The sequence below is a fragment of the Duganella callida genome (assembly GCF_004614165.1).
Taxonomy (GTDB): Bacteria; Pseudomonadota; Gammaproteobacteria; order Burkholderiales; family Burkholderiaceae_D; genus Rugamonas; species Rugamonas callida.
The window spans coordinates 1-23,246 of the sequence record NZ_SPVG01000263.1 but is presented as its reverse complement, the minus strand read 5'-3'; the positions used below and the strand labels follow the sequence as shown (position 1 = coordinate 23,246).

Sequence of the window (23,246 nt, the reverse complement as noted above, 5' to 3'; positions counted from 1 at the left end):
CGCCGCCGGCGTCGCGCGGCGCAAGCCGGCCAGCTCGAGGTGGATGCGCACGCGCGCGAACACCTCGGCCGGATGATACGGCTTGGCGACGAAATCGACGCCGCCCATGGCCAGCCCGGCCACGCGCTCGTCGGGCTCGTCCAGCGCGCTGAGGAAAATGATGGGAATCGCCCGCGTGACCGGATTGGCCTTGAGCAGGCGGCAGGCGGCAAAGCCGTCCATGCCGGGCATGCGCACGTCCAGCAGGATCAGGTCGGGCGGCGCCGCCAGCGCCGCCTGGTAGCCGGCCATGCCGTCGCTGGCGGTGCGCACGTGGTACAGCTGGCGGCGCAGCAGATCGGTCAGAAAGCGCAGTTCCTCCCGCTCGTCGTCGACGATCAGGATACCGGGCCGGGCGAATTCGGTTGTGGTCGGGGCTAGTATGGCGCACTCCCAATGCCGGAGGTAACCCGGTCATTATGCCGGTGATTTTTCACACGCCGCGCAGATTCTCTCCCGGCAAAACCATTTTCGCACTCGCCAGAATGGCATGTTACAAGCCGCCGATCAGACCGAGGCCGTTGGCGCCGTACTGGCTGCCGACCAGCGTCACGTCCTGCGCCAGCTGCGCCACCAGTTCGGCGCGGCTGTGGTCGCCCAGATACGCATCCAGCTGCGCAAGCGTGGCAGCATCGGGCGCCCGGTTGACCGTGTTCTGGTACAGCAGCGTAATGAAGGCGTTGTCGTCCAGGTTGCCGTAACGCTGGGAGAATTCGGCCGACTGGATAAAGCCGCTGGCCAGCGCGGCCCCTTGCAGGCCGCTATCCATCCAGTGCAGGAAGCCGGCGTAATCGCCGGCCCGGCCCAGCGTCAGATGGTAGTACATGCCCAGTTCCTGCAGGCTGGCGGTGGCGGCTTGCGTGAAGTTGAGATCCAGCGTCGTGCCATTGAATTCGCCCTTCTCGATCTGGCGGATGACGTCCAGGCCGCCTTCGGGCTTGCCGATCCGGACATCGCCGGCGCTGCTCAGCGACAGCGTGTAGGCGCCGGCGGCGCCGCTGTAGACCACGGTGTCGGTGCCGTCGCCGCCCACCAGCAGGTCGGCGCCGGAACCGCTGACCAGGCGGTCGTCGCCCGAATGGGCGATCCAGCCCTGCTCCTGCGTCAGCAGCTCGCCACCCAATGCCACGCCATTGTCGGTGACCCACAATGCGCGGTGCTGGGCGCTGAGCGCGATGTCGGCCAGCACCGCGGCGCGCGCGCCGAGGTCGCCCGCGGCCGCGCTGTCGAGACGGGCCACGAATGGCGCCAGCGCCGCCTCGGTCGGCGCCGTGCCCAGCGTATTCTGCAGCAGGCGCGCCACGTAATCGTGGTTGTTCAGGTTCATCAGCGCGCCCGCCGCGGCGGTAGCCTCTTCCGGCAGCAGGAAACCGGTGGCGATCTGCTGGATGGTGAGGTCGCCGCGCGCGGCGAAGAAGCTCAGGCCCGCCAGGTCCGGCGCACGGTGGAACGCGGCGTGGTACAACAGCGACAGTTCCTGCAGGCGCGCGCCGTCGGTGCCGACGAAGCCGAGCCTGGCCACGCTGTTGTTGAGATCGACATCGGCCACGGTTTCGCTGGCGCCGCCGCCGGCCAGCGCCATCTGGTGCACGCCGACCACATGGCCGTCCTTGAGGTAGAACTGCCACTGGCCGGTGTCGCTGCGGCCGCCCTGCAGCACATCGTTGCCGGCGCCGCCGTTGAGCGTGTCGTTGCCGGCGCCGCCCGCCAGGATGTCGGCGCCATTGCCGCCGTCCAGCGCGTCGTTGCCGGCCGCGGTGGCGATCACGTCGTCGCCATCGTTGCCGTACACGGTGTCGTTGTCGGCGCCGGTGCCGAGCACGATGTGCTGGTTGGCGTTGTCGCCGATGATGAAGTTCCGGCCGGCGCCGCCGGAGACGTTGGCGGCGCCGATGATGGCGGCGAACTCGACATTGTCCAGCTGCAGCCCGATGCCCTGCGGCAGCGCGCGCGCATCGATCACCAGCGCGGTGGCGGTGGCGCCGGTGGCAAACGGTTGCAGCGTGCCGCCGCTGGCCGTCAGATCGGCGCCATTGATGATCGCGGTGGCGCTGGCGGCCGTGGCATCGGCGCTCATCGTCAGCGTCGCGTGCTGCAGCAGGGTGCCGCCGGCCAGGCTGTCGAGGAACTGCTGCGCCTGCGACGTCATGGCCAGCTGGGTGGCCTGGCCGCTCACGGTGTGGTCGTCAATCCGGCCGATCAGATCGGTCACGGCCACCGCGCCGCTCAGCAACACCGCCGGCCCGGCGGCCGCGAATCCCACGCCCACCGGCACGCTGACCACCAGGCTGGTGGCCGGGTTGCCGTTGGCGGCCGCCAGCCCGAGCGGGATGTCGGCCAGGGTGGCGTGGCTGGTGTTGGTGTCTTCCGGCCGGCTGCTGGTCACCACCGGCACCGTCACCGTGCGGATCGCCAGGCCGGTCAACGGATCGGTGCCGGTGGTGGTGCTGATCACCACCCCGTCCACCGTCGCCGGCGTGCCCGGCCCGCTGGCCGGGCTGGTATTCACCGCCAGCTGCAGGCTGCCGGCCGTATTGCTGTTGCCGGCGCTATCGCTGAACACGTGGCCGGCCACGTTCACCGTCACCGGCGTGGTGCTGTTGGCGGGCGGCGTGACCGTGAAGGTGTAGCTGGTGCCGCTGCCGCTGAAGTTGCTGACGACGCCGCCGCTGACGGCGATGTCGGCCAGCGTCAGCGCCGCCGGATCGCTCAGCGTCAGCGTGATGGTGGCGCTCTGGCCTTCGCGCACGGTGCCGAGGTTGCTGCTGATGCCGACCGTCGGCGCCGTGGTATCCAGCGTGTACTGCGTCGTCTGCGGCGTGCTGTAGTTGCCGGCGGCGTCGGCCACGCGCACCATCATCAGGCGCGTGCCGGTCTGCAGCGTGCGGCCGGCCAGGGTCCAGCTGGTGCCGCTGACGCTGGCGACGCTCCAGCTGGTGCCGCCGTCGAGCGAAACCTGCACCACCTCGCCGGCCGCCAGCGGCGCGCTCAGCGTGCCGCTCAGGCTCTGGTTCGGATCGTTGGTGACCAGATCGCCGCTGGCGCCGGTATCGTTGCTGAACGCCACGCCGCCCGCCGCCGCCGCGGTGGGCGCGACGGTATCGATCTGCAGCGACGGTATCGCGCCGCCGCTGCCGCCGTTGCCGGCCGCGTCCTGGTAAGCGCCGCTGACGCTGATGGTGGCGCTGCCGGCCGCCACGCCCGCGCTGGGCGTGAAGGTGGCGGTGTACACCCTGGGATCGGCGGTGGCCGTCAGCGCGCCCAGCGTGCCGCCGCTGACGCTGATGGCGGCCGCGTTGAAGCCGCTCGGCGCCTCGCTGAAGGTGAAGGTGATGACGGCCGGCGCGACGCCGTTGGCCACCGCCACGTCGCTGCTGATCGCCACCGTCGGCGCCGTGTTGTCGAACACATACGGCGTGACGGTTTCCGCGCTGTGGTTGCCGGCCGCGTCGGCCACGCGCACGCGCAGCACGCCGCTGCCGCTCAGCGTGTGCGCCAGGCTCCAGGTGGTGCCGCTGACGCTGGCGGTCTGCCAGCTGGCGCCATCGTCGAACGACACCTGCACCAGCTCGCCGCCGGCGGGCGCCGCCCGGCCGCCATCAGCGGCGAGATCGGCAACCGCGACGACGTGGTGCGCATGCTGGACAAGCTGATCGGCTACTACGAGAAGCATGAGCCCTCCAGCCCGCTGCCGCTGCTGTTGCTGCGCGCGCGGCGCCTGGTGCCCAAGAGCTTCCTGGAAATCATCGAAGACATGGCGCCCGACGGCATGCACCAGATCGCCGTTCTGCGCGGGCCGCAGGACGAGCCGCCGCCCGAATACTAAACACAAGCTAGCAGGACGAGGGACCGGAGACCGGTTTTTTCTATCATGGAGGTGGTATCGTGAGCAAAGAGAGCAGTCAGAAATTCATCGCGCGCAACCGCGCGCCGCGCGTGCAGATCGAGTATGACGTCGAGGTGTACGGCGCCGAGAAGAAGGTCCAGCTGCCGTTCGTGATGGGCGTGATGGCCGACCTGTCGGGCCAGCCGGCCGATCCGCTGGCGCCGGTCGCCGAGCGCAAGTTCCTCGAAATCGACGTCGACAACTTCGACGAACGCCTGAAGGCCATGAAGCCGCGCGTGGCGGTGCAGGTGCCCAACACCCTGACCGGCGACGGCAACCTGAGCGTCGACCTGACGTTTGAAAGCATGGACGACTTCACCCCGGCCGCCATCGCCCGCAAGGTCGGTTCGCTCAACAAGCTGCTGGAAGCGCGCGGCCAACTGTCGAACCTGCTGACCTACATGGACGGCAAAACCGGCGCCGAAGACCTGATCGCCAAGCTGCTGGCGGAACCGGCGCTGATGCAGGCGCTGACCTCGGCCCCGAAACCACAAGAGTAACTGGAGACGACGATGGCTGAACATCAAACGCAAACCGAACAGTCCACCGGCACGCTCGAGCTGAGCGATTTCGGCAGCCTGCTGCAAAAGGAATTCAAACCGCAATCGGACAAGGCCAAGGAATCGGTCGAAAACGCCGTGCGCACGCTGGCCGAACAGGCGCTGCAAGGCACCAACCTGGTGTCCGGCGACGTGCTGGCCACCATCGAGGGCCTGATCGCCGCGCTGGACAAAAAGCTGAGCGAGCAGATCAACCTGATCCTGCACACGCCGGAATTCCAGTCGGTGGAAAGCGCCTGGCGCGGCCTGCATCACCTGGTCAACAACACCGAGACCGACGAGACCCTGAAAATCCGCGTGATGAACATCTCGAAAAACGAGCTGGGCAAGACGCTGAAGAAATTCAAGGGCACCGCCTGGGACCAGAGCCCGATCTTCAAGAAGATGTACGAAGAGGAATTCGGCCAGTTCGGCGGCGAGCCGTTCGGCGCGCTGGTGGCCGACTACTACTTCGACAACACCGCGCCGGACGTCGAGCTGCTGTCCGGCATGGCCAAGATTGCCGCCGCCGCCCACGCGCCGTTCATCGCCGCCGCCGCGCCGGCCGTGATGCTGATGGAATCGTGGCAGGAGCTGGCCAACCCGCGCGACCTGACCAAGATCTTCCAGACCCCGGAACACGCCGCCTGGCGCTCGTTCCGCGAGTCCGAGGATTCGCGTTACGTCGGCCTGGCCATGCCGCGCTTCCTGGCGCGCCAGCCATATGGCGCCAAGACCGATCCGGTGGAGGCGTTCGACTTCGAGGAAGACACCTCGGCGCCGGGCAGCAAGAACTACAGCTGGGCCAATGCCGCCTACGCCATGGCGGTCAACATCAACCGTTCGTTCAAGGAATACGGCTGGTGCTCGCGCATCCGCGGCATCGAATCGGGCGGCGCGGTGGAAGGTCTGCCGGTGCACAGCTTCCCGACCGACGACGGCGGCGTGGACATGCAGTGCCCGACCGAGATCGCCATCTCCGACCGCCGCGAGGCGGAACTGGCGGCCAACGGCTTCATGCCGCTGGTGCACAAGAAAAACACCGACTTTGCCGCCTTCATCGGTGCCCAGTCGATGCACAAGCCGGCCGAGTACGACGATCCGGACGCCACCGCCAACGCCAACCTGGCGGCGCGCCTGCCTTACCTGTTCGCCACCTGCCGCTTCGCCCACTACCTGAAGTGCATCGTGCGTGACAAGATCGGCTCGTTCAAGGAGCGCGCCGAGATGGAGCGCTGGCTGACCAAGTGGATCATGCAGTACGTCGACGGCGATCCGGCCAACTCGAGCGAAAGCACCAAGGCCATGAAACCGCTGGCGGCGGCCGAAGTGCTGCTGGAAGAAGTCGAAGGCAACCCGGGCTACTACACCTCCAAGTTCTTCCTGCGTCCGCACTACCAGCTGGAAGGTCTGACCGTGTCGCTGCGCCTGGTTTCCAAACTGCCATCCGCCAAGGGCGCTTAAGCATCGCTAGCTTTTCCGCGCCGGGCCCCCGCCCGGCATTCATAGTGCATCACGACGCCGGCGCCGCAGCCGGCACCAGAGGAGAACAACATGGCATTGGACATTTTCATCAACATGGGCGCCAACATCAAAGGCGAAACGCGCGACAAGGTGCAAGGCCCTAAAGGCGATATCGACGTGCTGGCCTGGAGCTGGGGCATGAGCCAGTCGGGCACCACCCACACCGGCGGTGGCGGTGGCGCCGGCAAGGCCAACTTCCAGGACCTGTCCTTCACCAAGTACATCGACAAGGCCAGCAACGGCCTGATGACCGCGCTGGCCAAGGGTTCGCACATCCCTAAAGCCGTACTGCTGGTGCGCAAGGCCGGCGAAGGCCAGCAGCGCTACATCGAAATCACCATGGAAGAAGTGCTGGTGACCTCGATCTCGACCGGCGGCAGCGGCGGCGAGGACCGCCTGACCGAAAACGTCTCGCTGAACTTCGGCAAGGTGTCGTTTGCCTACGCGCCGCAGGATGCCAAGGGCGGCGTTGGCGCCGACGCCACCTTCAAGTGGGACATCGCTGAAAACGCCGCCGCCTGATCGCGGCCGGCACGTAACACCATGGGGCGGCCGGCCGGCCGCCCTGTTCACCACCGCAGGGGAAACGCATGCTGGCGCTAGAGTTGATCGCAGAAGGCAAGCTGGGCGCCGCGCTGACCGCGCTGCAGGACCAGGTCCGCAAGGATGCCTCGAATCCCAAACACCGAATTTTTCTGTTCCAGCTGTTGTGCGTGCTGGGACAATGGAACCGCGCGCTGACGCAGCTGAACGTCGCCGCCGAATTGGACGCCGCCGCGTTGCCGATGGCGCAGACCTACCGCGAAGCGATCCAGTGCGAGGCGCTGCGCGATGAAGTCTTTGCCGGCAAGCGCGCGCCGCTGATCTTCGGCGAGCCGGAACCGTGGCTGGCGCTGTTGCTGCAAGCCTTGCAGCTGGACGCCAGCGATCCTGCCGGTGCCGCCCGCGCCCGCGCGCAGGCGCTGCAGGATGCGCCGGCCGGCGGCGGCAGCATCGACGGTGTGCCGTTCGCCTGGCTGGCCGACGCCGACCGGCGCCTGGGACCGGTGCTGGAAGTGATCGTCAACGGCCGTTATTTCTGGGTGCCGATGAACCGCATCCAGCGCATCGAAATCGATCCGCCCACCGATCTGCGCGACACCGTCTGGACCGCCGCCTCCTTCACCTGGAGCAATGGCGCGCAGACCGTGGGCCTGATCCCGACCCGCTACCAGGGCACGCTGGCCACCGGCGACGACGGCCTGCTGCTGGCGCGCCGCACCGAGTGGGTGGCGCTGGGCGAGGGCGATGCCGGCGTCGGCCAGCGCATGCTGGTCACCGACGCCGGCGATTACGCGCTGATGGACGCGCGCGAGATCGTGTTCGACACCGCGGCGCAACAGGCGCCGGCCCAAGAGCAGGATCATGGCTGAACTGGTACCGCGCGAGCGTTTGCAGCCGAGCCTGCTCGACCGTCTCAGCGATGACGAGCCGGACAACAGCAGCGAGCCGCGCGAGCGGCGCGTGCTGTCGCTGCGGACCTTGCGCGACGGCGTGCTGCGCGATCTGGCCTGGCTGCTCAACACCACCAATCTGCTGTCGGTGGTGGACAACGCCGACCTGCCGCACGTGGGCAATTCCGTGCTCAATTATGGTGTGCCGGTGATGTCGGGCCGTTCCGTCAATAGTCTGCAGGTGGGCCAGCTGGAACGCGGCATCCGCCAGGCGATCTGGGACTTCGAGCCGCGCCTGATCCGCGCCAGCGTCAGCGTCAAGGCGCGCATGAGCAAGACTGAAAAAAATACCCTGACCTTCGACATCGAAGCCGACCTATGGGCCCAGCCGTATCCGGAACGCCTGTACCTGAAGACTGAACTGGACCTCGAACGCGGCGCCGTGCAGCTGTCCGAATCGAACGGCAGGAGCATGAAATGAATCCGCGCTTCCTCCGCTATTACAGCCAGGAGCTGCAGCACCTGCGCGAAGTGGGCGGCGAGTTCGCCCAGGATTACCCGAAGATCGCCGGCCGCCTGGGCCTCGATGCCTTCGAATGCGCCGATCCCTACGTCGAACGCCTGCTGGAAGGTTTCAGCTTCCTGGCCGCGCGCGTGCAGATGAAGATCGACGCCGAGTTCCCGCGCTTCACCCAGCACCTGTCGGAACTGGTTTATCCGCACTTTCTGGCGCCGACGCCGTCGATGGCGGTGGTGCAGCTGCAGCCCGACCTGAGTAACCCGGCGCTGCAGCAGGGCTATCGTGTGCCGCGCGGCAGCGCCATGCGCAGCGTGCTGGGCAAGGGCGACAACACCGCCTGCGAATACCGCACCGCGCACGATCTGAGCCTGTGGCCGGTGGAGCTGGTGGAAGCCAAATTCTATACGCACGGCGGCGCCCAGGCTGGCCTGAACGTGCAGCTGCCGGCCGGGGTCAAGGCCGGCGTGCGGTTGCGGTTGCGCAGCCATGGCATGGCCTTCAAGGATTTGCCGCTGGACGTGCTGCCGCTGCACCTGCGCGGCGCCGAGGAACTGCCGGTGCGTATCTATGAAGCCCTGCTGGCCGGCGTCGAGGGCGTGCTGGTGACGCCGGTATCGCGTCCGGCCGCCTGGCACAAGCTGTTGCCGAAATCGGCGCTGCAGCCGCTCGGCTACGCCGAAGAGGATGCGCTGCTGCCCAGCGGCCAGCGCACCTTCCAGGGTTATCGTCTGCTGCAGGAGTATTTCGCCTTCCCGCAACGCTACCAGTTCGTGCAGCTGGCCGGCCTGCGGGCGGCGTTGCGTCAGTGTCCCGACAAGGAAGTCGAAATCACGATCCTGCTCAACCGCAGCGACGCGCTGCTGGAAAAAACGCTGGACGCCTCGCATTTCGCTTTGCACTGCACGCCGGCTGTCAATCTGTTCCTGCGTCGCGCCGACCGCATCAACATCAGCGGCGAGCAGTTCGAATACCACGTACTGGTGGACCGCACCCGGCCCATGGATTACGAGGTGTTCCAGGTCGAGTCGGTGACCGGCTACGGCACCGGTCCCGGTACGGAACAGAGCTTCCAGCCGTTTTACGAAGCCAAGGATATCGGCGCGCCGTCGTCGCAACACCCGCGAGCGTTCTTCCAGATCCGCCGCGAGCCGCGCCAACTGTCGTCGCGCCAGCGTCGCGATGGCCCGCGTTCCAGCTATATCGGCAGCGAGACCTACATCGCCATCGTCGACGCGGCCGAGGCGCCGTACCGCGCCGATCTGCGCCAGCTTGGCCTGTCGGTGTGGTGCACCAACCGCGACCTGCCGCTGGCGATGGCACTGGGCATAGGCAAGACCGATTTCATCCTTGACGACGGCGGCCCGGTCGGCGCGGTGCGCTGCATTTCCGGCCCGAGTCAGCCGCATCCCTCGTTCGCCGAGGGCAGCGCGGCCTGGCGCCTGCTCAACCAGCTGTCGCTGAATTATCTGTCGCTGCTGGACAGCGACCCGGCGCGCGGCGCGGTGGCGCTGCGCGAGATGCTGGCCCTGTACTGTCATCCGGCCGACCTGAACGCGCAGCGCCAGGTTGAGGGCGTGCGCTCGATCGCCTCCAGGGCGGTGACGCGGCGCATGCCGTCGCCGGGCCCGATCACGGTCGGACGCGGCATCGAAATCACCGTGACGCTGGACGACGCGGCGTTCGAGGGCAGCGGTCCGTTCGTGCTGGGCGCGGTGCTGAGCGAATTCTTCGCCCAGTACGTGTCGATCAATTCCTTCACCGAGACGGTGATCAGGACCGTGGCGCGCGGCGAGATCATGCGCTGGCCGGCCAAGGTGGGCGCATGCGCGATCCTGTAGAACTGGAACTGCTGCTGGAGCGGCAGGCGGCGCGCATGGACTTCTTCCAGGTGCTGCGCCTGATCGAGAATGCGCACCCGGCGCTGCCGCGCATCGGCAGCTCGCTGCGGCCGCGCGACGACGCCGTGCGCTTCGGCCAGGACCCGGGCCTGATCTTCCATCCGACCACGCTTGGCCAGTTCCTGCGCGCCGGCGGTGCGGCGCGCGCGCGGCTGGCGGTGAACTTCTTCGGACTGCTGGGCGCCAACGGTCCGCTGCCGATCCACATCACCGAATACGTGCGCGACCGCCTGCGCCATGGCGGCGACGGCACCATGCTGGCCTTCCTCGACGTGTTCCATCACCGCATGCTGTCGCTGTTCTACCGCGCGCGCGCCAGCGCCGAGCCGGTGATCAACCTGGACCGCGGCGACGAGGACCGCTTTTCGATCTTCGTCGGCAGCCTGTTCGGCATTGGCACGCCGGCGCTGCGCGAGCGCGACGAGATCGGCGATTTCGCCAAGCTGCACTTCGCCGGCCTGCTGGCCAACAAGGCGCGCCCGGCCTCCGGGTTGGTGACCATCCTGCGCGCGTATTTCAAGCTGCCGGTGCGGCTGGAGCAATTCGTCGGCCACTGGATGCGCCTGCCGCCAGAGACGCAGAGCCGCGTCGGCGCGAACCAGCAGGGCAACCGCCTGGGCAGCTCGATGATACTGGGCCGCAGCGTCTGGGATTGCCAGCACAAGTTCCGCATCGTGATCGGGCCGGTGGACTATGCCGATTACCAGCGCTTCCTGCCCGGCGGCGCCAGCATGCGCCGGCTGCTGGCCTGGGTGCGCAATTACGTGGGCCTGAGCCTGGACTGGGACGTGCGCCTGGTCCTGAACAAAGAACAGCGGCCGCCGCTGCGCCTCGGCGCGGCGGGCGGCGTGCGCATGGGATGGAGCACCTGGCTGGCCAGCACGCCGGCCGCGCGCCATCCCGACCAGTTGTTGATCGATCCCGTACGCCTGGAAGACGGCGTCCATTAAACCGCAAAGAGGGGAAGTCATGGCCGATATCAGCCGCGTTGCATTGTTTGGAAAACTGAACAGCCTGTGTTACCGGGCGATCGAAAGCAGCACGGTGTTCTGCAAGCTGCGGGGTAATCCATATGTCGAGCTGGTGCACTGGATGCATCAGATTTTGCAGCTGCAGGACTCCGACCTGGTGCGCATCATCCGCCAGTACGATCTCGATCCGGCGGCGCTGGCGCGCGACATGACGGCGGCGCTGGACCGGCTGCCGCGCGGCTCGACCTCGGTCACCGACCTGTCGTCGCAGGTGGAAGAGACGGTGGAACGCGCCTGGGTGTACGGCACGCTGATGTTCGGCGAATCGCAGATCCGCTCCGGCCACCTGATCGTCGGCATGCTGAAGACCAGCAGCCTGCGCAACGCCTTGTACGGCATGTCGCGCCAGTTCGAAAAGGTCAAGCTGGAAGACCTGACCGACACTTTCGCCAAGCTGCTGGCGGAGTCGCCGGAAGCCAGGATGGCGGCCACCGACGGCTACACGGGTGGCGGCGCGGCGCCGGGCGAAGCCTCGGGCGCCATCGCCCCGGCCGCCATGGGCAAGCAGGACGCGTTGAAAAAATTCACCGTCGACCTGACCGAGCAGGCCCGCAGCGGCAAGATGGACCCGATCGTCGGCCGCGATGACGAAATCCGCCAGATGGTCGACATCCTGATGCGCCGCCGCCAGAACAACCCGATCATGATCGGCGAGGCCGGCGTCGGCAAGACCGCGGTGGTGGAAGGCTTCGCCCAGCGCATCGCGCGCGGCGACGTGCCGCCATCGCTGAAGGAGGTGCAGTTGCTGACGCTGGACGTGGGCCTGTTGCAGGCCGGCGCCAGCATGAAAGGCGAATTCGAACAGCGCCTGCGTTCGGTGATCGATGAAGTGCAGGCCAGCCAGAAGCCGATCATCCTGTTCATCGACGAGACCCACACCCTGGTCGGCGCCGGCGGCGCGGCCGGCACCGGCGACGCCGCCAACCTGCTGAAGCCGGCGCTGGCGCGCGGCACCTTGCGCACCATCGGTGCCACCACCTTTGCCGAGTACAAGAAGCATATCGAAAAGGATCCGGCGCTGACGCGGCGCTTCCAGAGCATCCAGGTCGATGAGCCGAGCGAGGAACGCGCCATCCTGATGATGCGCGGCGTGGCCTCCACCATGGAGAAGCACCACCAGGTGCAGATCCTCGACGAGGCGCTGGAGGCGGCGGTCAAGCTGTCGCACCGCTACATCCCGGCACGCCAGTTGCCCGACAAATCGGTCAGCCTGATCGACACCGCCTGCGCGCGCGTCGCCGTCAGCCTGCACGCCACGCCGGCCGAGGTGGACGACAGCCGTAAGCGCATCGAGGCGCTGGAAACCGAACTGGCCATCATCGGCCGCGAAGGCGCGATCGGCATCGACACCGGCAAGCGCGCCGCCGACACCAACGACGCGCTGGGCGCCGAACGCGAACGCCTGGCCGGCCTGGAAGCGCGCTGGAACGACGAGCGCGCGCTGGTCGACCAGCTGCTGTCGTTGCGCGCGCAGCTGCGCGACGGTGCCCAGCCGGTCGAAGGTACGGGCAGCAAGCTGGAAGCGGCGGCGGACAGCGCCGCGTCGGCTGCCGCGCAGTCGCCCGAACAGCGCACCGAGCTGCTGGCCCAGCTGAAGGAGGTGCAAGGCAAGCTGCACGCGCTGCAGGGGGAGAATCCGCTGATCCTGCCGACCGTCGATTACCAGGCGGTGGCGGCGGTGGTCGGCGACTGGACCGGCATCCCGGTCGGCCGCATGGCGAAGAACGAGATGGAAACCATCCTCAACATCGCCTTGCAGCTGAGCAAGCGCGTGATCGGCCAGGACCACGCGATGGAAATGATCGCCAAGCGCATCCAGACCTCGCGCGCGGGGCTGGACAACCCGAGCAAGCCGATCGGCGTGTTCATGTTGGCCGGCACTTCCGGCGTCGGCAAGACCGAAACCGCGCTGGCGTTGGCCGAGGCGCTGTATGGCGGCGAACAGAATCTGATCACCATCAACATGAGCGAGTACCAGGAAGCGCACACGGTGTCGACGCTGAAGGGCGCGCCGCCGGGTTACGTCGGTTACGGTGAGGGTGGCGTGCTGACCGAGGCGGTGCGCCGCAAGCCGTATTCGGTGGTGCTGCTGGACGAGGTGGAGAAGGCTCACCCGGACGTGCACGAAATGTTCTTCCAGGTGTTCGACAAGGGCTTCATGGAGGATGGCGAAGGACGCTTCATCGACTTCAAGAACACCCTGATCATCCTGACCACCAACGCCGGCACCGACCTGATCGCGGGTCTGTGCAAAGACCCGGACCTGATTCCCGAGCCGGACGAAATCGCCAAGGCGCTGCGCGCGCCGTTGCTGAAGGTGTTCCCGCCGGCGTTGTTGGGCCGCCTGGTGACGATCCCGTACTATCCGCTGTCGGACCAAATGCTGGGCGAGATCGTCAAGCTGCAGCTGAACCGCATCAAGAAGCGCGTCGAGGCACGCTACAAGATTCCGTTCGAGTATGGCGAGGACGTGGTCAAGCTGGTGGTGTCGCGCTGCACCGAGGGCGAATCGGGCGGCCGCATGATCGACGCCATCCTGACCAACACCATGCTGCCGGACATCAGCCGCGAATTCCTCAAGCGCATGATGGAAGGCCAGGCGGTGGGCGGCGTGACGGTGAGCGTCAAGGACGGTGAGTTCAACTACGCGTTTCAATGAGCCGGAGGGACGAACATGATTACCTTGCCTGAGCACGTTTTAGCCAGCACCGTTGAACTCGAAGGACATGCCTGGGACGGCCAGGACGCCGTCAGCGGTCACGACAATCTGCAATCGAGCATGGACTGGGCCGAACACCAGCGCATCGTGTGCAATGCGCGCACCCTGCTGCAGGGTGAACCGCCAGGAAATGCCGAAGTGCGCAAGATCTTTAACGAGTTGAAAAGCGCCTATGAAGACAAGGCTGGCAGGACCGTGGTCCGGGTCTCGAAGGGGATTCACCAGCCGACCGTCAATCCGCATATCCAATTGCGCACCATCACCGATTACGGCGACCAGATCAGCTATCACAAGTTCCATCTGAATGTGAGCGCCAAGGAATTGCCGCCGACTGAGAACCTGGCCGACGATATTTTCCAGTGGGAGCCGGTGCAATTCAGCTTCCTGCACACCAACGGCCAGACCTATAACTGGCCGGCGCTGGCGTCGGCGCCGACCAAAAAAGGTGCGCTCAAGCGGCGCCAGAGCATCAGCGCCGCCGGCCTGCAGGCGCACATCGACGAGCAGCTGAAAATCAAGCAGGCGGCCGCGAAGCAGGAGGCCGACGATGCCTTCGACAAGGCGATCCAGGCGTTCCACGAAGCATACGGCACCGGCAAGACCAAGGTGGTGCGCTACTCCAACGCAGGCAAGGACGGTGTTTTCCCCAACGCGAATTTCAAAAAAGGCAGTAACGCCACCGTCACCATTTCCACCCAGTCGCGTCCGACCGTGGTGCACTATGATGCGACCCGAAAAGTAGTGGTGCTGGGGCCGCGTCCCAAATAATCGGCGGCGGCGAAGATGGGAATGAATGATGACAGCTGGGTGGCCGAAGGCGGCGCTCTGTGCGGCGTCTGCTTCGCCCACAGCGGGGCCGGGCCGCGCTGGGTGCCGGAATCCGGCAATGTCAAAGATCCCATGCACCGGCTGAACCAGCAATGGGAGCCGATGCTGTCGCGCCCGATTGGTACAACCGTTGAAAGATGGAGTAACAAATGATCAAGTACGCAAATCTGGGCGCGGCAAAGCAGCTCAACGAAATCGTGCTGGTGGGTAGCCATGATGCCGGCATTACCGGTGGCGGAGCCAACGCGCAGACGCAGAACCTCGACATCGGCGGCCAGGCGCGCGCCGGCGTGCGCTTTTTCGACCTGCGCATCGCGGCATTCTCGACCAAGACCAGCTCGTATGGCGCCAAGCAGACGGAGTTGAAGGCGTTTCACGCCGACGGCATGCTGCACGCGAAGGATGCCAAGGTGCGCAGCGTGGTGGGTTTTTCCGGCACCGGCGAGATTCAGCGTTCCAAGCTGCACGGCGGCACCGACAAGGGAGAAAGTCTGATCAAGATGCTCCGGGACGCCCGCAGCTTTGTGAAAAGTGCCGATTTCGCCGGCGAATTCCTGATACTCAAATTCGACAAGTGCACCAACTGGGGCCTGATCGCCGATCTGTGCCGCGAGCATCTGGGCGATGCGCTGTACACGGGCGGCGGCAATATCAATACGCTCACGCTGGGCGCCCTGGCGGGCAAGGTGGTGGCGGCGTTCATGCCCGACGGTTACGCCGCGCTGGATGCACGCGGTCGCGCCGGCATCACGCCGATCAAGAACCTGTACAAGCCGCCGGCCGATTACGATCCCAACTTCGGCGGCTTGCAGTATTGGGGCGCGGGCGGCACCTCGGCCACCAATGGCAAGTCGCATGCCGACAAGGTCAAGGAAAACATCAAGAAGCAGTCCAAGATCCTGGCGGCTGCCACCACCGGTGTGCAGGTGAAGAAGACAATGCAGTTCGCCCGCTCGGTCGAATATGCCAATGCGCCGGCCAATCCCAACATCATGGGGATGATGTACTGGACCACCACCGGCCTGATCGCCAGCATCGAGGAGCGCAACAACGAGATGTGGAGCCTGGCCAATCTGGGCGGGCTGGACAAGATGTGGCTGCAGAGTTTCAAGCAGGTGGCCGACTTCTTCGAGCAGACGCTGCCGCAGAACATCGACATGCTGTCCTACGGTTCCGGCGGCACGCTCAAGATGTTCATGCCGAACATCGTGATGATCGACTTTGCGGACGATACCAAATGCAGCTACATCTACGGCCTGAACACCGTGGCGGCCTCCAAACTGGTGGCGGCGACGCGCGCGATCAACGGCCTCGTCTGAGCGCCGGCGGCATGGACCGGTGCGTCGTCTGCGGCGGTGCCCTGCCTCGCGCGGCGGGGCAGCCGCGCGGGCGCGATCCTTACCCGAACTGCCAGGCGGTGGCTTGTCGCATGGCCGTCAGCCGGCGCGCGGAGATGGGCGAGGCGGGTTTCCGGCACTACCTGCAGATACTGGCGCGCCAGCGTGAGCATGTCGCCGCCGTGGCATCGGCGGAGCGGGCTGCCAAGCTGCAAGAGGGGGCGGAGAACGCCGCCGCCTGGTCGGCGTTGCGCGCGCGGGCGGAGCTGTGGATGCGGGTGCCGCGCCGTACGCAATCGCCGTCGCCGTTGGCTGCCGCGCCGTCGTCGCCCACGCCGCTCAATCTGCTGTTGCCCAGCGGCCCGCCACGCGCGCGCCCCGTCTCCAACAGCCGGCGCGAACGCTACCGCACTTACCTGCGGCAGATCGTTGCCGAAGCCGGGCAGGGCGGCCAGCCGCCCGCCACCGGGCCGGTTGCCGCCGCCGTTCAGGCCTCAACGTTGCCGGGCCGGTTGTGCGGCTTTTGCGGCGGCGGTTGTTGTACCAAAGGTGGCGAGCAGGCATACCTGACGGCGGCCGGCATGCGCCGCCTGATGGCCGAGCGGCCCTATCTGAGCGCGGATGCCGTGGTGGATGCCTATCTGGCGCACGTGCCGGACAGCCCGATGGCCGGCTCCTGCATCAACCACACGCGCCAGGGCTGCAGCTTGCCGCGCGACATGCGCAGCGACATCTGTAACCGCTATGCCTGCGACTCGCTGCAACAGCTGCAGGCCGCGCTGAGCGAATCCGCGCCGGTGCAGACTGTGCTGGTGGTGCGCCGTAAGCAGGATCACTGGCATCGCGCAGAACTCCGCGTGGACAATGCCATCAACGGCCGCGCCATCCTGCGAGAAGATGGCACACGGACGGTGCGCGCCGCCTGATGCCGACCGCCTGACGACGAACGCGATGTCCGCTGCCGGCATTGACGGCTTCATGCCGCCGGCCGGCGCGTCCGCAATTGCGCCGGGCGCTGCCCGCGGGGAGCCAGGTCACACCGGTCAGGCCGGGCGCCGCGCGCCGACCAGCAGGCCGGCGACGGGCAGGTCGACTTCGGTACGCAGCGTAACATGACGCAGCCGCATCACATCCAGCCCGGCTGTCGCCAGTGCCTCGCGCACATAGGCTTCGGTGTGGCTGTAGCGGCCGTGCGGATGCAGCAGGAAAGTCGGTGCCGCTGCGCTGTCGGCCGTTGCTTCGACCGTGAAGATCAGCGTGCCGCCGGGCCGCAGGGCGCCGCCCGCCGCCGCCATCACCGCTTCCAGCGCGCCGAAATAGCACAGCGTATCGGCTGATACGATCAGGTCGTAGCCGGCGTCGGCGGCAGCCAGCCAGGCGGTCACTTCGGCCGCGTCTAGCGCGTCATAGACATTGCGCTGCGCCGCCTTGGCCAGCATGCCGGGCGACAGATCGACGCCCACCAGCCGGCGCGCATACGGCTTGAGCCATGGCGCGCACAGCCCGGTGCCGCAGCCCGCATCCAGCACGTCGAGACGCTGTTCCGGCCTGCCCAGGAGGTCGGCCAGCAGCTCGCCGCACAGCAGCGGCGCGCGGTATTCCAGCTTGTCCAGCACATCGTCGAAGCTGTCGGCAAAGTGGTCGAAGGTATGCTGCACATAGCTGTCGGACGCGCGCTCCGGCGCGGCTGCGCCGTGGCAGGCTGCGATCAGGTGTTCGACGGCCGGATTGTCCGGTTCCACCTTGCGCCACAGTTCGTACACCTTCAGCGCCTTGTCGTGCTGGCCGAACGCGACCAGCGTATGGCCCATGTTGCGGTAGGCTTCGGTGTTGGCAGTCTGCAGCATCACCGCCTCGTAGTAGGCGGACAAGGCTTCGGCGCGTTCGCCGCTCTGCTTCAGCGCATGCCCCAGGTTGAGCCAACCCTGGGCGAATTGCGGCGCCAGGGCGACCGCGCGGCGGTAACTGGCGATGGCGTCGGCGTGGCGGCCTTGCTCCTTTAGCACTACGCCCAGATTGTTGAGGGCCATGACAAAATCGGGACGCTCGGCCAGCACCGCGCGGTAGGACCGCTCGGCCTCGCCGTACAGGCCAGACTCCTTCTGCACATTGCCCAGGTTGTTGCGCGCATCGACGTAGTTTGGCGCCAGCTCCAGCGCGCAGCCGATCAGGCGCAGCGCTTCGGCCGGATCGCCCTGCTGGTGGCGCGCCACGCCCAGATAGTGCAGCGCATCGGGATTGTGCGGTGCGGCGCGCAGCACCGCCCGGTAGCGGCGCTCGGCGTCGGCCAGATCGCCGGCCTGGTGGGCGCAGATAGCGGCGTGCAATGCAGCATTCAGCGGTGAAGGGCGCGCACTGCGGCGCGCGGATCTGTTGGACATGTGTTTTTCCTGGCGAGTTTATGTCCAAAGCTTATCGCAAAACATTGCAAAAATGTACTGCTTCGGACATACTTGTTGACGAACAGAAGCGTGCGTGCGCGCGCGGGAGACGGAGCATGCCGAACCAGGTGTCGATGGGAGCGATGATGATGTGCAGCTTTGGTGCGGCGCCATCGTCGCTGGTCGTGCTGCCCAAGAACAAGGTACTGTGCGAAGGGCCGCCGGCGGCCAACATCATGGACCATCTGCCGATGACCAATATCCTGCCATTCGGGATGTGTTCGTCGCCGGCCAATCCGACCGTGGCGGCCGCCACCGCCGCGGCGCTGGGCGTGCTGACGCCCATGCCGTGCGTGCCGGCGACCACGACGCCCTGGGTGCCGGGCGCGCCGACCGTACTGATCGCCAATATGCCGGCGCTGGACAATATCTCCAGGTGCATGTGCAACTGGGGCGGCGTGATCCAGTTCAGCAATCCGGGCACCGCCAAGACCATGATTCCCTAGCCTTTCGCCAGAATTTCCCATGCCTCTCTCCCAAGCGCAACACCAGATCGCCGTCACCTCCGCCCTGGCCGACGATGTATTGCTGTTCCATTCGATGAGCAGCGATGAGCGGCTGGGCCGGCTGCCGGAATTCCGCCTGCGCCTGCTCAGCGCCAACACCGGCATCGCGATCGGCGACGTGCTGGGCCAGCCGATGGGCGTGCGGGTGGACCTGTCCGGTGGCGGCGAACGCCATTTCCACGGCATCGTCACGCGCTTCGCCTGCACCGGCAACCAGGGCGAACTGGCCACCTACGAAGCCGTGGTGCATCCCTGGCTGTGGCTGCTGACGCGCAGTTCCAACAGCCGCATCTTCCAGGACATGAACGTGACGGATATTGTCCGCGAGGTCTGCTCGCAATATGGCGGCCTGGCGTCGCTGTCGCTGAACGGGCTGACCGAAACCTATGCCGCGCTGCCGTATTGCGTGCAGTACCGCGAGACCGACTTCGATTTCGTCTGCCGCCTGCTGGAAGACGCCGGCATTTATTTTTATTTCACCTATGACGCCAGCAGCCACCAGATGGTGCTGGCCGATTCGCATACCACGCACATGCCGATAGCGGGCTACGACAGCCTGAAATATGCGCCGGGCCAGCACTATCAGGGTTTGCGCGAGGAAAGTGTGTCGTCATGGTCGGCGGCGGGCGAGATCCAGTCCGGCGCCTACGCGCTGAACGACTTCAATTTCGAGAAGACCGCGGCCAGCACCAGCGGCGGCATGCTCAGCAAGGCGCAGATCGCGCCGGGCTTCGGCCAGACATCGTACGAAATGTACGATTATCCGGGCCGCTATGCCGAGGTCGCGGACGGCAATCTGGCGGCCAAGGCGCGGCTGGAGCGGCTGCACGGCCAGTGCCAGCAGATCGAGGCGGTCAGCGATGCGCGCGGCCTGCTGGTCGGCGGGTTGTTCACGCTGGCCGACCATCCGCGCGAAGACCAGAACGGCGATTACCTGATCACCGGCGCGCATTACGAGATCAGCGGCGGCGGCTATGCCAGCAATGGCGGCGCGCTGGAGGTGGCGTGCCACTTCATCGGCATCGGCAAGGCGTATCCGTATCGGCCGGCGCAGAGTATCCAGCGGCCGGTGGTGTACGGTCCGCAGACGGCGATGGTGGTCGGCAAGGCCGGCGAGGAAATCTGGACCGACAAGTATGGCCGCGTCAAGGTGCAGTTCCACTGGGACCGGCTGGGCAAGGAAGACGAGAAAAGCTCGTGCTGGCTGCGCGTGGCGCAGGGCTGGGCCGGCAAGGGCTGGGGCGCGATGACGATTCCGCGCATCGGCATGGAGGTGGTGGTCAGCTTCCTCGAAGGCGATCCGGACCGGCCGCTGGTCACGGGCTGCGTGTACAACTCGGATTCGATGCCGCCGTACGCCTTGCCGGGCGAGCAGACCAAGTCGGTGTTCAAGACCAACAGCTCCAAGGGCGGCGGCGGTTTCAACGAGCTGCGCTTCGAGGACAAGAAGGGGGCCGAGGAGGTGTTCGTGCACGCCGAGCGCGACTTCAACCGCGTGGTCAAGAACAACGATACGCTCAAGGTCGGCTTCGAGGTGGCGGACAAGGGCGATCAGGACATCGCCATCAAGAACGACCGCATGCTCGATGTGGGCCACGATCACAAGGTCAAGATCGGCAATGACGAGACGGTCGCCATCGGCAAGGATCAGACGGTTGACATCAAGAGCAATCAGAAGGTCACGGCCGGACAGACCATCGTCATCGAAGCCAACACCTCGATCGAACTGAAAGTCGGCGGCAGCAGCATCAAGATCGAGCCGGCCAAGATCACCATCAAGTCGGCCGAGATCGAAGTGGCGGCCGACGCCAATGTCCACGTCAAGGCCGGCGCCATGATGGAAATAAAATCCGGCGCGGTGATGACGATCGCCGGCGCGCTGGTCAAGATTAATTAATACCGTACCGAGATCCAATGCCGTTAACACTGCGTATTTTGAGTTACCGCAACCAGCCCGTGCCGCAGGCGCCGACCGGTTATTTTGCCGAAGCCGGCGGGACCTTGGGCCGCTCGCCCGACAATGCGCTGGTGCTGGACGATCCGGGCAAGTACGTGTCGCGCGTGCATGCCCAGGTGCTGCTGCGCGGCGGCGCGTATTTTCTGGAAGACGTAGGCAGCAATCCCAGCGTGGTCAACGACCGGCCGCTGGGAAAGGGCCGGGAGATACAGCTGGCCGATGGCGACCGCATCACGATCGGCGATTACCAGCTGGAGGCGCGGCTGACCGAGGCGGCGCCGGCCGCGCCGGTGCTGCCCCCCGCGCCGTTCAACGATACCGCGCTGCCGCTGTTCGAACCACCGCCGCCACCGGCGCCGGTGCAGCTGCCGCCGTTCGATCTGATGCGACCGGCGCCAGCCCACGCCGCGCCGGTGCCGGACGCCGCGCCGGTCGATGCGCTGGCCGGCGCCGATATTCTGAAGCTCGCCCCGGCGGATGGCGGCGGGCTGTTCGACGATCCGCTGGGGCTGGGCGCCTTGGGCACGCCAGCGGTGACGCACGCGCCGAAGGCCAGGTCGCGGAAACCGTCGGCGCACTGCTGCGCGAAGCCACCACCGGCACCATGGACGTGCTGATGGCGCGTGCCGTGACCAAGAAGGAAAGCCGGATCGACATGACCATGATCTCGGTCAGCGCCAACAACCCGCTGAAGTTCTTCCCCAATCCGGACAGCGCGCTGACGCAGATGCTGACCAACGGCATGGCCGGTTACATGCCGCCGGTGCAGGCCATGCATAGCGCCTTCGACGACCTGAAGGCGCACGAACTGGCCGTGATCGCCGGCATGCGCGCCGCGCTGGCCGCCGTGCTGCACCGCTTCGACCCGGCGGCAATCGAAGCCCGCCTGGCCGAGCCAAGCATGATGGACAAGATGATGGCTTCCAGCCGCAAGGCCAAGATGTGGGACCGGCTGGTCGAGATGTACGGCGACATCGCGCGCGAGGCCGACGACGATCTGCAGCGCCTGTTCGGCGAAAAATTCTCCGAAGCATACGAACAACAAGTGGCACGCTTGCGCCAGGCTGGCCGGTAAGCACCGCATTAACAACTGATTGAGGCATCATGGCGTGGAAAAATAAAGTCATCTGGTCGGAAGGCATGCTGCTGCAGCCGCAGCACCTGCAGCAGCACGACCGCTACTGGCAGAGCCAGCTGGAGTCGCGCGTCCACGCGCTGACGCCGTACGGCTACGGCTACTCCGAACTCAAGCTGGATGAACAGCAGCTGGCGCTGGGCAAGCTGGCGCTGCAATCGTGCCGCGCCGTGCTGCCCGACGGCACGCCGCTCCACCTGCCGGCCGAGGACGACCTGCCGCTGCCGCTGGACGTGCCGGCCGATGCGCGCAACATGCTGGTGGTGCTGGCGCTGCCGCTGCGCCGCCACGGCGTGGCCGAAGTCGCCGACCACGAGGGCGCCGACAACTTCGCCCGCCATCGCACCGAGGATTACGAAGTCTGGGACAGCAACGGCATCGACAACAGCGCGCTGATGCAGATCGGCAAGCTGCGCCTGCGCATCGCGCTGGAAAGCGAGGTGGTGAACGCCCATGCCACGCTGGGCATCGCCCGCATCATCGAGCGCCGCGCCGACAACCGCGTGGTGCTGGACCCCGATTATTGCCCGCCGTGCCTGCATTTCCGCGCCGCGCCGCGCCTGGCCGGCTTCGCCGACGAACTGGTCGGCCTGTTGCACCAGCGCGGCGACGCGCTGGCCGGCCGGCTGTCGCAGCCGGGCGCTGCCGGCGCCGCCGAGATTGCCGACTTCCTGCTGCTGCAACTGCTGAACCGCGTCGAACCGCAGTTCATCCATCTGGCCGCCGCCACCGGCGTGCATCCGGAACGGCTGTACGACGCCATGCTCGGGCTGGCCGGCGAACTGGCCACCTTCACCGACGCCGGCAAGCGCGCCGCCGTCTACCCGCCATACCGCCATGACGACCTGGCCGCCAGCTTCGCGCCGCTGATCCTCGATCTGCGGCGCGCGCTGTCGGCCGTGATGGACACGCAGGCGGTGCCGATCGCGCTGGAAGAGCGCCAGTTCGGCATCCGCGTGGCCGTGCTGCCGGACAAGGAGCTGCTGCGCTCGGCCAGCTTCGTGCTGGCGGTGAACGCGCAGATGCCGGCCGAAATGGTGCGCAATGCCTTCCCGGCGCAGGTCAAGATCGGTTCGGTGGAAAAGATCCGCGACCTGGTGAACCTGCAATTGCCGGGCATCGGCTTGCGCGCCTTGCCGGTGGCGCCGCGCCAGCTGCCGTTCCATGCCGGTTACACGTATTTCGATCTGGACCGGACCAGCGAGTATTTCCAGCAGCTGAACAATTCGGCCGGCTTCGCCATGCACGTGGCCGGCGATTTTCCGGGACTGCAGATGCAGTTCTGGGCCATCAGAAGGTAGGGCGCCGTGAGCACGCAAGAGCCAGTCGATCCGAATCAGGACCCGGAAGCAACCATGATGGTGCCGCGGCCGGGCGGCCGCCGTCCGGCTGCCGCAGCATCACCAGGCGGCACCGTGGCTGGCGCGACGATGCCCGGCGCAGCGGCGGCGGC

At 66.6% G+C, this 23,246-nt stretch carries 21 protein-coding genes; 18 read left to right on the top strand and 3 right to left on the bottom strand.

Features of this window, described 5'->3' with window-relative positions:
* Both E4L98_RS27460 and E4L98_RS27455 read right to left on the bottom strand, forming a co-directional pair.
* A partial coding sequence (locus E4L98_RS27460) for a response regulator (protein ID WP_267874933.1) occupies window positions 1–378 on the bottom strand: 378 nt, incomplete at its 3' end.
* A gap of 154 nt (window positions 379–532) precedes the next feature.
* Window positions 533–3,712 (bottom strand): Ig-like domain-containing protein, encoded by a 3,180-nt coding sequence (locus E4L98_RS27455; RefSeq protein WP_135204714.1) that lies wholly within the window; start codon window positions 3,710–3,712, stop codon window positions 533–535.
* Between E4L98_RS27455 and E4L98_RS27450 the strand changes: the two genes are divergently transcribed.
* From E4L98_RS27450 to E4L98_RS27390, 13 genes are all read left to right on the top strand, one after another.
* A complete protein-coding gene (locus tag E4L98_RS27450) occupies window positions 3,677–3,865 on the top strand; it encodes a hypothetical protein (RefSeq protein ID WP_205746852.1) in 189 nt (62 codons plus the stop codon). The two genes, E4L98_RS27455 and E4L98_RS27450, sit on opposite strands and share 36 nt — an antisense overlap.
* A 59-nt stretch (window positions 3,866–3,924) precedes the next feature.
* Window positions 3,925–4,425: a type VI secretion system contractile sheath small subunit gene (gene tssB / locus E4L98_RS27445; RefSeq protein ID WP_135204713.1), complete on the top strand. Its 501-nt coding sequence runs from the start codon at window positions 3,925–3,927 to the stop codon at window positions 4,423–4,425.
* 12 nt (window positions 4,426–4,437) lie between these two features.
* Window positions 4,438–5,928 carry a type VI secretion system contractile sheath large subunit gene (gene tssC, locus E4L98_RS27440; RefSeq protein WP_135204712.1) on the top strand — a complete coding sequence of 497 codons (1,491 nt, stop codon included), beginning with the start codon at window positions 4,438–4,440 and terminating at the stop codon, window positions 5,926–5,928.
* A 90-nt stretch (window positions 5,929–6,018) separates the two neighbouring features.
* Entirely contained in the window at window positions 6,019–6,510 is a 492-nt protein-coding gene (locus E4L98_RS27435) for an Hcp family type VI secretion system effector (RefSeq protein WP_135204711.1), read from the top strand.
* A 68-nt stretch (window positions 6,511–6,578) separates the two neighbouring features.
* Window positions 6,579–7,400: a type VI secretion system accessory protein TagJ gene (locus E4L98_RS27430; protein ID WP_135204710.1), complete on the top strand. Its 822-nt coding sequence runs from the start codon at window positions 6,579–6,581 to the stop codon at window positions 7,398–7,400.
* Window positions 7,393–7,902, top strand: coding sequence for a type VI secretion system baseplate subunit TssE (gene tssE / locus E4L98_RS27425; RefSeq protein WP_135204709.1), 510 nt, complete (start codon window positions 7,393–7,395; stop codon window positions 7,900–7,902). Before E4L98_RS27430 ends, tssE begins: the two co-directional genes overlap by 8 nt.
* Window positions 7,899–9,779, top strand: coding sequence for a type VI secretion system baseplate subunit TssF (tssF, locus tag E4L98_RS27420; protein WP_135204708.1), 1,881 nt, complete (start codon window positions 7,899–7,901; stop codon window positions 9,777–9,779). Before tssE ends, tssF begins: the two co-directional genes overlap by 4 nt.
* Window positions 9,764–10,789, top strand: coding sequence for a type VI secretion system baseplate subunit TssG (tssG, locus tag E4L98_RS27415; RefSeq protein WP_135204707.1), 1,026 nt, complete (start codon window positions 9,764–9,766; stop codon window positions 10,787–10,789). The genes tssF and tssG overlap by 16 nt, the downstream gene beginning before the upstream one ends.
* A gap of 19 nt (window positions 10,790–10,808) precedes the next feature.
* Complete coding sequence (tssH, locus tag E4L98_RS27410) at window positions 10,809–13,529, top strand: type VI secretion system ATPase TssH (protein WP_135204706.1); 2,721 nt, start codon at window positions 10,809–10,811, stop codon at window positions 13,527–13,529.
* 15 nt (window positions 13,530–13,544) lie between these two features.
* Complete coding sequence (locus E4L98_RS27405) at window positions 13,545–14,357, top strand: hypothetical protein (RefSeq protein ID WP_135204705.1); 813 nt, start codon at window positions 13,545–13,547, stop codon at window positions 14,355–14,357.
* A 21-nt stretch (window positions 14,358–14,378) separates the two neighbouring features.
* Entirely contained in the window at window positions 14,379–14,570 is a 192-nt protein-coding gene (locus tag E4L98_RS27400) for a hypothetical protein (protein ID WP_135204704.1), read from the top strand.
* Window positions 14,567–15,736 (top strand): PI-PLC domain-containing protein, encoded by a 1,170-nt coding sequence (locus tag E4L98_RS27395; RefSeq protein WP_135204703.1) that lies wholly within the window; start codon window positions 14,567–14,569, stop codon window positions 15,734–15,736. Before E4L98_RS27400 ends, E4L98_RS27395 begins: the two co-directional genes overlap by 4 nt.
* A 98-nt stretch (window positions 15,737–15,834) precedes the next feature.
* The gene (locus E4L98_RS27390) at window positions 15,835–16,680 is read left to right on the top strand and encodes a hypothetical protein (protein ID WP_135204702.1); all 846 of its coding nucleotides are present in this window, start codon (window positions 15,835–15,837) and stop codon (window positions 16,678–16,680) included.
* 117 nt (window positions 16,681–16,797) lie between these two features.
* On the opposite strand, the gene E4L98_RS27385 is transcribed toward E4L98_RS27390, so the two are convergent.
* Window positions 16,798–18,135, bottom strand: a complete 1,338-nt coding sequence (locus E4L98_RS27385) for a tetratricopeptide repeat protein (RefSeq protein ID WP_135204701.1) — start codon at window positions 18,133–18,135, stop codon at window positions 16,798–16,800.
* Between the two features lie 116 nt (window positions 18,136–18,251).
* On the opposite strand from E4L98_RS27385, the gene E4L98_RS27380 reads away from it, so the two are divergent.
* The 5 genes from E4L98_RS27380 to tssK are packed head-to-tail and all read left to right on the top strand — an operon-like array spanning window position 18,252 to window position 23,094.
* The gene (locus E4L98_RS27380; RefSeq protein WP_135204700.1) at window positions 18,252–18,641 is read left to right on the top strand and encodes a DUF4280 domain-containing protein; all 390 of its coding nucleotides are present in this window, start codon (window positions 18,252–18,254) and stop codon (window positions 18,639–18,641) included.
* 19 nt (window positions 18,642–18,660) lie between these two features.
* A complete protein-coding gene (locus E4L98_RS27375) occupies window positions 18,661–20,598 on the top strand; it encodes a type VI secretion system Vgr family protein (RefSeq protein WP_135204699.1) in 1,938 nt (645 codons plus the stop codon).
* Between the two features lie 17 nt (window positions 20,599–20,615).
* Window positions 20,616–21,275 carry a type VI secretion system-associated FHA domain protein gene (locus tag E4L98_RS30450; protein WP_205746851.1) on the top strand — a complete coding sequence of 220 codons (660 nt, stop codon included), beginning with the start codon at window positions 20,616–20,618 and terminating at the stop codon, window positions 21,273–21,275.
* On the top strand, window positions 21,236–21,733 hold the full coding sequence (tagH, locus tag E4L98_RS30445; protein ID WP_307722154.1) for a type VI secretion system-associated FHA domain protein TagH: 498 nt from the start codon (window positions 21,236–21,238) through the stop codon (window positions 21,731–21,733). Before E4L98_RS30450 ends, tagH begins: the two co-directional genes overlap by 40 nt.
* A gap of 29 nt (window positions 21,734–21,762) precedes the next feature.
* Entirely contained in the window at window positions 21,763–23,094 is a 1,332-nt protein-coding gene (gene tssK / locus E4L98_RS27365) for a type VI secretion system baseplate subunit TssK (protein ID WP_135204698.1), read from the top strand.
* Window positions 23,095–23,246: the final 152 nt, after the last annotated feature.

Excerpts from the sequence above, each read along its gene's own strand:
- E4L98_RS27450 (WP_205746852.1), top strand. The coding sequence starts at position 3,677 with ATGCTGGACAAGCTGATCGGCTACTACGAGAAGCATGAGCCCTCCAGC.
- E4L98_RS27455 (WP_135204714.1), bottom strand. The coding sequence starts at position 3,712 with ATGCTTCTCGTAGTAGCCGATCAGCTTGTCCAGCATGCGCACCACGTC.
- tssC (WP_135204712.1), top strand. The coding sequence starts at position 4,438 with ATGGCTGAACATCAAACGCAAACCGAACAGTCCACCGGCACGCTCGAG.
- E4L98_RS27435 (WP_135204711.1), top strand. The coding sequence starts at position 6,019 with ATGGCATTGGACATTTTCATCAACATGGGCGCCAACATCAAAGGCGAA.
- E4L98_RS27430 (WP_135204710.1), top strand. The coding sequence starts at position 6,579 with ATGCTGGCGCTAGAGTTGATCGCAGAAGGCAAGCTGGGCGCCGCGCTG.
- tssE (WP_135204709.1), top strand. The coding sequence starts at position 7,393 with ATGGCTGAACTGGTACCGCGCGAGCGTTTGCAGCCGAGCCTGCTCGAC.
- tssF (WP_135204708.1), top strand. The coding sequence starts at position 7,899 with ATGAATCCGCGCTTCCTCCGCTATTACAGCCAGGAGCTGCAGCACCTG.
- tssG (WP_135204707.1), top strand. The coding sequence starts at position 9,764 with ATGCGCGATCCTGTAGAACTGGAACTGCTGCTGGAGCGGCAGGCGGCG.
- tssH (WP_135204706.1), top strand. The coding sequence starts at position 10,809 with ATGGCCGATATCAGCCGCGTTGCATTGTTTGGAAAACTGAACAGCCTG.
- E4L98_RS27405 (WP_135204705.1), top strand. The coding sequence starts at position 13,545 with ATGATTACCTTGCCTGAGCACGTTTTAGCCAGCACCGTTGAACTCGAA.
- E4L98_RS27400 (WP_135204704.1), top strand. The coding sequence starts at position 14,379 with ATGAATGATGACAGCTGGGTGGCCGAAGGCGGCGCTCTGTGCGGCGTC.
- E4L98_RS27395 (WP_135204703.1), top strand. The coding sequence starts at position 14,567 with ATGATCAAGTACGCAAATCTGGGCGCGGCAAAGCAGCTCAACGAAATC.
- E4L98_RS27385 (WP_135204701.1), bottom strand. The coding sequence starts at position 18,135 with ATGTCCAACAGATCCGCGCGCCGCAGTGCGCGCCCTTCACCGCTGAAT.
- E4L98_RS27380 (WP_135204700.1), top strand. The coding sequence starts at position 18,252 with ATGCCGAACCAGGTGTCGATGGGAGCGATGATGATGTGCAGCTTTGGT.
- E4L98_RS27375 (WP_135204699.1), top strand. The coding sequence starts at position 18,661 with ATGCCTCTCTCCCAAGCGCAACACCAGATCGCCGTCACCTCCGCCCTG.
- E4L98_RS30450 (WP_205746851.1), top strand. The coding sequence starts at position 20,616 with ATGCCGTTAACACTGCGTATTTTGAGTTACCGCAACCAGCCCGTGCCG.
- tssK (WP_135204698.1), top strand. The coding sequence starts at position 21,763 with ATGGCGTGGAAAAATAAAGTCATCTGGTCGGAAGGCATGCTGCTGCAG.